Below are 6,179 nucleotides of genomic sequence, written 5' to 3'. Positions count from 1 at the left end.
CCTGTCGGGCTCGATCACCCTGCGCGATCTCGATACCGATCCGGTTGTCGATCTCGCACTCGGCATGCAGCATCTGGACTTCGCGCAACTGCTGGGTGCATCCGGGCTCGCGGTGCCCGATAGCCTGGGAATGGCGCCCGGCGCAGGCCGTGATCTTGGCTCGGCCACGATCGACGTGCGTGTACGCGGACGCCCGGCGGACCCTGCCTCTCTCTCGGTGAGCCAAAAGATCGACTTCAGGCCGCCACGCCAGATGCCGCCGGCGATCGTGCGCCTGCGCGGCGATTTCATCTTCAGATCCGAAGACGGCCCCGGGCCGCACCGCCCCATCGACGTCTCGCTCGCATCCCCCGACTTCATCGCCCTGCACGACGTTCCGCCGCTGTTCGTGCGCACTCTGCTGCTTGCCGAAGACACAGGCTTTTACGGGCATCGCGGCATCGACCTGCGTGAACTACCCGCCGCGCTGCTCACCAACTGGTCGCGCGGCAGCGCCGCGCGCGGCGCGTCGACCATCACCCAGCAGCTGGCAAAGAACCTGTTCCTGTCGCGCGACAAGCAGCTCGGACGTAAGCTGCAGGAACTGGCGATCACGTTCCTGCTCGAGTCGGCGCTCGGCAAGGACCGTATTCTCGAGATCTACCTGAACATCATCGAATGGGGACCGGACCTGCGTGGCCTGCGGCCCGCGGCCCGCCGCTATTTCGGTCGCGAACCCCGAGAGCTGACGCCGGCCGAGATGGCCTTCCTGGTCGCGATCATCCCCGGGCCGATCAAGTACCAGAGTTCATTCGCGCGCGGCACGCCGGGGCCTGGGCTGCGTTCGCTGATCGACGAGCTGCTGGCCAAGCTGCGGTCGGTGGATGCGATCGGCGAGGAGGAATATCGGCGAGCGCTCGGCGAGCCCATCGTGGTTGCCGGCGGCAGGCCGGCCGGATGATCGGTGGCAAATGGAACCGGGTGGGAGAGGAGCGCCAAAGTCCCCTTCTAGTTCGGTTCTGACGGTATCGCACTCCCGTTGGCGTCATATCGGGACTCAGATTTCCGGCAACACGTCACGTGCCTTGCGAGCACGCGCGAAAGTCTCCTTCGTCCACGCCGGCTTCTCACGATCCGACTTCTGGGAATTAGGTGCATTCAGCGATCAGCAGGGGCAACCAACTCGACCGGCGAGCTAGTGCCTTCGGCCAATTCGCTCCTTCACCAGCTTGGATTGCCCTGCGGTTTGCGGTCATTCGCATACGCCTTGTCGAACAACCAGCAGTTGGTTTTTGCGCGCGAGATTGAAGAAGCCAGTGTGCTAGCTTAGTTGCTGAGGGTACGTTGCAGGATTCGATTCCATATGCGAACGACTTTCCGAAAGGTCGCCTTTAGAGCGATCGTCACTCTACTTGCGCTCGTTAGCGCGGGCTCGCTCGCGACCGCGCTCTATCTGCTGCGCCCTGTTTCGACACCCTCGTTTCGAGACGAGGCGGGCGGTGGGTTACCCCATAGCATCGCTTCAATGGAACGCTGGCCGATCAACGGTATGGACCAGTCCGTCATCCTCAGAGGGCGCGACCGAGGGAATCCGCTGCTGGTGTGGGTCCACGGCGGGCCTGGGACCAGCGAGACCGGAGTGGTCCGACGCTACAACAGCGCGCTCGAAGACCACTTCGTAGTTGTCCTTTGGGATCAGCGCTACGCGGGACGTTCGCTCGATCCGTTCGGGCCGAAGCCGGCAAGACAGACGATAGACGAATACGTGGCGGATCTCGATGTTCTGATCGACGGTCTGCAGCGGCGTTTCGACTGCCGCAAGGTCGTTCTCGTTGCGCATTCATGGGGCACCGTGCCGGGCCTGCTTTACGCAGAGCGTCACCCCGAGAATCTCGCCGCGTATGTCGGCATCGGGCAGGAGGCGAATGCGCTGGAGTCCGAGAGGCGATCCTATGAATTCGTGCTCAATCAAGCGCGCGCACGGCGCGATGTCTTGGCACTTGAGCGCCTCCAGCGAATTGGGCCGCCACCACGGCCGGCCGGTGAGGTATGGACGCCGAGAACCTTGTTGGAAAAATACGGGGGCGCCTTCCATGGCAGTGGAAGTGAACTATCCCTAGCTCTTGCCGGCGTCAGCGCGAGCGAGCTGAACTGGCGTGATGGTGTTGCGTTTCTACTCGCCCACAATTTCAACGCCGCCATTTCTGATGCGGAGGGCAAGGTCGTACTGAACAGTGGTCATTTGCGATTCGACGCGCCGATATTCTTTCTTTCGGGGCGCACAGACCATGTGGTCGATGCGCCATTGACCTTCGACTACCTAAAAAGCATCTCCGCTCCGCAAAAGTCGTTCGTCTGGTTCGAAGATTCCGGCCACTACCCGCCATTCGAGGAGCCGCAGAAGTTCAACGCATGGATGATCGAGAGCGTATTGCCAATCGCGCGGAGTGCATGCGCGGCCTCATAGGATCATTGATTCGCTGGCGGCAAAGCGGTCGGTCATCGAGGACCGCTTGGGGTCCGAATGCCGTCCGATTGAAGCCAGGCATCCGTCAAGACAGACTCTCGATGGCCGTTGTACGATGAATCAATTACAAGTTTCGACGCGAGACCAAAATGGAACTAGATGTGTCGGGCGAGTTCAAAAATCGAACTGACGAAATTCTTCATTACATTTGGGATCCTATTGGTGTTGCAGGTGCCGTTATGGCGCGTGACGAATACTCAGGCTACGTCCCGCAGTTGATGATGTTGCTGATGGCGAACAGCCCTGCGAGTACCGTCGCCGACTATCTCACGGATATCAGAACGAAGCATATGGAGCTTCCGGCCAATCGGAAGGAAGACGAAGCCGCCGTCCAGTTGCTCCTGCAATGGAGAGCAAAGCTTGAAGGGAAGAAGCCACGCATCCTAGGCTAGACGAGCAACCGGAGGGCAGACGTTCCTGGCCGGCGGCTTCGGATCGAGTGGCCAACTGCAGTCACTGACCGGGGGTCTTGATCGTTCGACAGTACTCCGAGAAGGGCTCAAAGCCCGCATCGAGAAGGAGAGCGCCGCGCGACTTGCCAAGCTAGGCGGCACTCAGCCCAAGCTTGAGTCCGTGCCGAGGAGGCGTGCGGCGGCAGCCACATGATTCTCGCCGACACACGACTACTTTCGCGAAGGCCTTCCTGAGCTTGCGGAGAGTCTTCGTCGCAGCATCGTAGTTATGCATCCGTTCGTGGTTGGTGAACTTGCTTGCGGAAACTTCTCGAACCGCGATGCGACACTTGAACTCCTCCAACAACTACGCTCGGTGACAGTGGCCGAACATGATGAGGTCTTGAGCTTCATACGAGCGCGGCAGTTGTACGGTCGTGGGGTCGGTTATGTAGGCTCCCACCTGCTCGCGGCTGCGGCAATTGAGGGATGTCAGTTGTGGACCAGAGACAAGCGACTTCACGCACTGGCCGCCACGCTGGGCGTCGCCGTGAATTAGCGTTGCTCAGTACACCGAAGTAACGGAGCGTAAACCGCCCTCGCACCGCTGTAACTCTACGGATTTCAGAGTGGAGCGGGCGATGGGAATCGAACCCACACGGAACGCGCTTTCGAGCCTTTAAGACAAGCGGTTTGGGGAGAATGCTGACGTTAAGTGTGATTAGCGTGTGAAATTTGGCGGTATGTTGGGCAACGCATGGACAGGTGTGACAACTGCCGTGACTTTTGATGCGCCCGTCGGCATTGCCCGCCGCCGCGCGGTTTACAGACCTATTGCTTGACGTCGGTTTGCCGCATTGGGTAGATTGCCGGCAGTGCGCTGCTTTGGCGCCTCCTGTCCGCGGCAAGGGATCATCCCACAAAGCTAGTACTGCGCGAGAAGACTACCTTCTTTCAGCCTGATTGAGCGGACTACGGCACTGAAATGAAAGGAGGTCTCATGACCACTCAATTGACGCTGCCCGCGCATCCCGACTTAAATCACTTGAAGAAACAGGCCAAGCAGCTGTTGCGCGACGTACGGGCGCAACGGGGCGAGGCGCTTCAAAGCATTCTTGCCTTCCATCCCCGACCGGCTGATTTTGTGAGTTTGCGCGATGCCCAGCTAGCAATTGCGCGAATGTACGGCTTCGTTGATTGGGAACGGTTACGCAATGAGGTAGAGCTGCGGCATCTGCGCGCCAGCACCCTTAAGGAGCGAGCCGAGCGCTTCATCCGCCATGCCTGCCTCAGTTACAACGGCGACGATCAACCCTGGCGGTTTGAACGTGCCGCCGAGTGGCTTCGTCAAATGCCGGAGATATCCGAGGGTGATTTTTACTGTGCGCTGGCGGCCGCCGATCATCGGAGCGTGACAGCCTTTCTGAGCGTTGATCCAGCGCTTGCGCAGCGCAACGGTGGACCGCGTAATTGGCCACCCCTGATGTACGTAACCTACAGTCGCGTCGAGCAAAACAAGCAACACTCATTGGCGGTTGCCAACATGCTGCTCGAATTCGGGGCCTCACCGGACTCGCACTCCACGGATCCCATTGGGTTCACCGCCCTAACTGGCGCTGTCGGTGGAGGAGAACGCGGCCCCATCGCTTGCCCTGAGCATCCTCTTGCGCAGGAGCTGGTCATGCTACTGCTCGATGCCGGCGCCAATCCGAATCAGAGTCAAGCGTTGTACAACACTATGCTCGGTGAGGATTTGGGCAAGTGGCTGCGTTTACTTGTGCAATACGGGCTCAAGGCCGGCGATCGGGCCAATTGGAGCGCCGGTGATGAAGAACCGATTTTTGATTTCCTGCTGTGTCACGAGGTAGCTAACGGCGATCTTGAACTGGTTCGCTTCCTACTCGAGCGTGGCGCCAACCCCAATTCCGTGAGCCGCTACAACCACCATTCCGTCCATGCCGTTGCTCGGTTGACCGGGCGAACCGAGATCGCGGCACTGCTCGAAAAGTTTGACGCACGAGTTGAGCTTCTAAGCGTCGAGGATCGTTTCGCTATTGCACTTCATCAGCAGGACAAAAGTCTGGCCGCGGACATGTTGCGGCAGCATCCGCAGCTGCTACAGAACATCGAGCTGCTCAGCAACTGCGCTATGTCCGATGTAGATACCTGTCTTTGGTTGGTGCAGCAGGGTTACGACATCAATTGTCAGAACCATAGCGGTCAGACAGTGCTACACCGCTACGCCGCGTGGCGGAAGCCAGAGGAAGTCGCGAAGCTGATAGCGCATGGCGCGGATCCGGATGCGAGGGAGAAGAACTGGCATTCGACACCTCTGGGGATCGCCTTACATCACCATCACTGGCCGGTGGTCGATGTCTTGCTGCCGGTCACCCACAATCTCATGGACATGTGCCGCGTGGCCGATGCGGAGCGTGGCGAAGAGCTGCTGGCTCAAGATGCCACCCGGGTATTTGAGCGCACGCCAATGGGTAATACCGCGCTACATGTCGTCAGTCAGGCTAAGCAAGATGATCCCGACTTCGATGCCAGTGTGGCGACCATCGAGATACTGTTGAAATACGGTGCCGATCCGACTGTTCGCAACCATGAAGGCAAGACACCAAGTCAATGGTATCGCCAGCTTGGTATGGATGAAGTGGCAGACTACATGGCGGAGCGCTTTGGCACCGATTGAGCCAAACGAAACGAGGAAATGATCGCGCAAAATCTATGCGCAAGGAGCGTCTTTTTTGTCAAAGACGCTGAGTGCTCGCTGCGCTTCACCCAAAGTCTGCGGACTGGATAGCGGCCGCTCGTGACTGTCGGCAATGGGTCCGATGACGGACCAATGAAGGCATCGAGATCGAACTCGACCGATGGACCGGTCGACGCATTCGATCTAAGGAACGGTCGTAGCCGCCTCGAGACTCTGGGAACTGGGCGATAAGCTAAGTCGCGCCCCGGGACAACGCAGGGACACGCCAGGCAACGAAAAGTGGAGCGGGCGATGGGAATCGAACCCACGGGGAAGGCGCTTCCGGATCTGGAAAACAAGCAGTTTCGTGCGAACGCTGATGCCAAGTGTGATTAGCGTGTGAATTTTCGCGGTATGTGGGGCAACACAGGGATACGTGAGACATCTGTCGTGACTTCTGATGCGCCATGCGGCATTGCCGGACGCCGCGCGGTTTAACATCTCAATCAGACAGCTCTCGACAACGCTTCGGCCATCCGTGTTTGCCAGCCCGGGCCCGTAGCCTTCCAACGCGCCAATGTTTCCG

General features: G+C 59.2%; 6 protein-coding genes. 5 read left to right on the top strand and 1 reads right to left on the bottom strand.

The annotated features are described in order from the left end of the window. From VK574_RS01565 to VK574_RS01545, 5 genes are all read left to right on the top strand, one after another. The coding region (locus VK574_RS01565) for a biosynthetic peptidoglycan transglycosylase (RefSeq protein WP_472798044.1) at nucleotides 1-940 on the top strand (940 nt) is incomplete at its 5' end. Between the two features lie 402 nt (nucleotides 941-1,342). Continuing rightward, nucleotides 1,343-2,446, top strand: a complete 1,104-nt coding sequence (locus VK574_RS01560; RefSeq protein WP_472798043.1) for an alpha/beta fold hydrolase — start codon at nucleotides 1,343-1,345, stop codon at nucleotides 2,444-2,446. Nucleotides 2,447-2,595: 149 nt separating this feature from the next. Then, nucleotides 2,596-2,898, top strand: a complete 303-nt coding sequence (locus tag VK574_RS01555; RefSeq protein ID WP_472798042.1) for a hypothetical protein — start codon at nucleotides 2,596-2,598, stop codon at nucleotides 2,896-2,898. A 289-nt stretch (nucleotides 2,899-3,187) separates the two neighbouring features. Then, the gene (locus tag VK574_RS01550; protein WP_472798041.1) at nucleotides 3,188-3,457 is read left to right on the top strand and encodes a VapC toxin family PIN domain ribonuclease; all 270 of its coding nucleotides are present in this window, start codon (nucleotides 3,188-3,190) and stop codon (nucleotides 3,455-3,457) included. Nucleotides 3,458-3,898: 441 nt separating this feature from the next. Continuing rightward, nucleotides 3,899-5,593, top strand: coding sequence for an ankyrin repeat domain-containing protein (locus VK574_RS01545; RefSeq protein ID WP_472798040.1), 1,695 nt, complete (start codon nucleotides 3,899-3,901; stop codon nucleotides 5,591-5,593). Nucleotides 5,594-6,099: 506 nt separating this feature from the next. Here the strand turns inward: VK574_RS01545 and VK574_RS01540 are convergent. After that, entirely contained in the window at nucleotides 6,100-6,171 is a 72-nt protein-coding gene (locus VK574_RS01540) for a BrnA antitoxin family protein (protein WP_472798045.1), read from the bottom strand. Nucleotides 6,172-6,179: the final 8 nt, after the last annotated feature.

The organism is Occallatibacter sp., assembly GCF_035317045.1.
GTDB lineage: Bacteria > Acidobacteriota > Terriglobia > Terriglobales > Acidobacteriaceae > Telmatobacter.
The sequence above is the reverse complement of the archived record's forward strand: the minus strand, read 5'-3'. Positions and strand labels throughout refer to the sequence as shown.